This is a genomic window from Anaeromassilibacillus sp. An172 (assembly GCF_002160515.1).
In the GTDB taxonomy this organism is placed as follows: Bacteria; Bacillota; Clostridia; order Oscillospirales; family Acutalibacteraceae; genus Limousia; species Limousia pullorum.
Genome location: NZ_NFKS01000051.1, coordinates 1 through 2,121, shown reverse-complemented (window position 1 = coordinate 2,121; position 2,121 = coordinate 1). Strand labels below are relative to the sequence as shown.

General features: G+C 39.2%; 1 protein-coding gene. It reads right to left on the bottom strand.

The window, feature by feature from the left end; translation table 11 throughout:
* Nucleotides 1-374: 374 nt before the first annotated feature.
* A complete protein-coding gene (locus B5F08_RS12990; protein WP_087380360.1) occupies nt 375-2,006 on the bottom strand; it encodes a recombinase family protein in 1,632 nt (543 codons plus the stop codon).
* Nucleotides 2,007-2,121 lie beyond the last annotated feature (115 nt).

Genomic DNA, 2,121 nt, shown 5'->3' with positions numbered 1-2,121 from the left:
CTCTCTGTTTTTTCTGTTTTTCTCTATCATTTTTATCACCTGCTTCTATTTTACCACTTTTATCGAAAAAAGCCCAGCGAAAGCTGAGCTTTTTCGACAGGCTGAAACCTGAATGTTTTCACATTCAGGTTTTTTGTCTTTGGTGACCGAAATTACCGGCACCCAGTAACCATGCGGTTTCCGGTGTGTTTCAAAAAATTTTTTTGAAAATCTGATACCCTTTTTCGAACCACCGAAGCGTTTTTCCTGATGTTGATTATTATAATAGAATAAAGGAGTTTTTTCAACCCCATGGAATGTTTGCAAACACAAAAAAGCCGACCATTATTCCATCAATAATGATGAAGTAATGATCGGCTTTTTTCTGTCGACAATTATTTTGTCGGAATATCACCAACTTTTGAAAATCCTCCTATGAACCGGACTTCTATCTTGTCTTTTGAAAGGATAGTTACTTGCTCAACAATTCTTCTGATAAACGTGTCATCAAATTCTGTTAACTCAACGATATCGATGTCAATTGCCTTTAGAATATCATCAAGTTGCTTTTGACGCTTTGCATCGGTTGTTGCATTTTCTTCGGCTTGTTTTAGCTGCTCTGCCAACCGAGCCTTTTCCTCAGTCATCTCCTTGAACTTTTTTTCAAATAGTTCTGTTTGGGAACTTTGGGCTGCCAAAGTTAAAAGATTCGCCATCCCGTGATCAATGTCCTGAATTCTTTGACGGATCACTTCTGGATTATTTTTGGCATCTTCAAATAAAATGATTTTTTTCTGTGCTTCACGAACTGCTTCTGCTATTTCTTCTTTATTATGAAATACGGACTGAATGCAGTTCAGAATTGCTTGGTGTAAAATGGGTTCCTTTAAACTTGGGGAATGTTTGCAATACTTAGTTCCAAATTCAAGACGGTTTACGCATCGCCATACATCTTCCTTCGTTCCGTCCCGTTTGATCCACATGGTTCTGCGATACATAGCACCACATTCCCCACAAACGGTTCTTTCCGATAGTGCGTATTTGCTGGTATATTTTCCTCGACCAGACTTTGTCCTTCGGCAAGAAACCTTTCTTTTGCTACTGCGCCTTGCAATCTCTAACTGGACTTCCTGAAAAATATCTCTTGGGATAATAGCTGGATGATTGTCAGTAATGTAATACTGTTTGACCTCACCTCTATTTTTCTTCACCTTCTTTTCGAGGAAATCTGCAGTATAGGTTTTTTGCAGCAGCACATCTCCAGCGTATTTTTCATTTTGCAGCATATTTCGAATGGTAGTTTTTGACCATGTTGGCTTTCCTGTTGGCGATGGGATGTGGTCAGCTTCCAGAGATTTTGCAATTTGTTCCGGGGTATCTCCACTGAGAAATGCGAAAAAAATCCGTGAAACAATGGCAGCTTGTTCAGGATCAATTTCAGGCTCTCCATTTTCTCCCGGTCGATAGCCTAAAAAGTTTTTGTACCTGAAGGCAAAATGGCCTTCCTTATACTGCCTGCGTTTTCCCATGGTAACATTTTGACTAATGGACTCGCTCTCTGCTTGAGCGAAGGCGCTAAACCATGTCAAATAAATTTCGCTGCTGACATCACTTGTGTTGAGTCCTTCTTTTTCAAACTCTATGGTTACATTCAAGCTTTTCAGCAGCCGTATGTATTTGATAGAATCCAACGTGTTTCGAGAAAACCGGCTAAGTGATTTAGTGAATATTAAGTCAATTTTATGTCTTTGGCAATGCTCGATCATTTTCATAAACTCTGGACGAATGGTATCTTTAGTGCCGCTGATTCCACGATCCGCAAAAATTCCGGCAAATTCCCATTCCGGATTGCTCTGAATAAGATCTGTGTAATAGGCAACCTGATTTTCAAAGCTACTCTCTTGTTCTTCCTGCTCTGTACTAACTCGGCAGTAGGCGGCTACTCGTAGCTTTTTCCTTTTGGCCTGTCCTTGAATAAAGGGATTTTCGGGAATTTCCCTAATCACTTTAGTCTTTTTCTGTGGCATTATGGTTTCTCCTTGTATAATAAATTTAGGTTGATAAGGGAGCCTATCTCCCAAAATCAACTGTATAATTATTCAACATAATGTTGTATAATTGTAGTTATTAGATAGAGGATGT

Bases quoted from the DNA above. Each gene is read 5' to 3' on its own strand.
- B5F08_RS12990 (WP_087380360.1), bottom strand. From the start codon at position 2,006: ATGCCACAGAAAAAGACTAAAGTGATTAGGGAAATTCCCGAAAATCCC.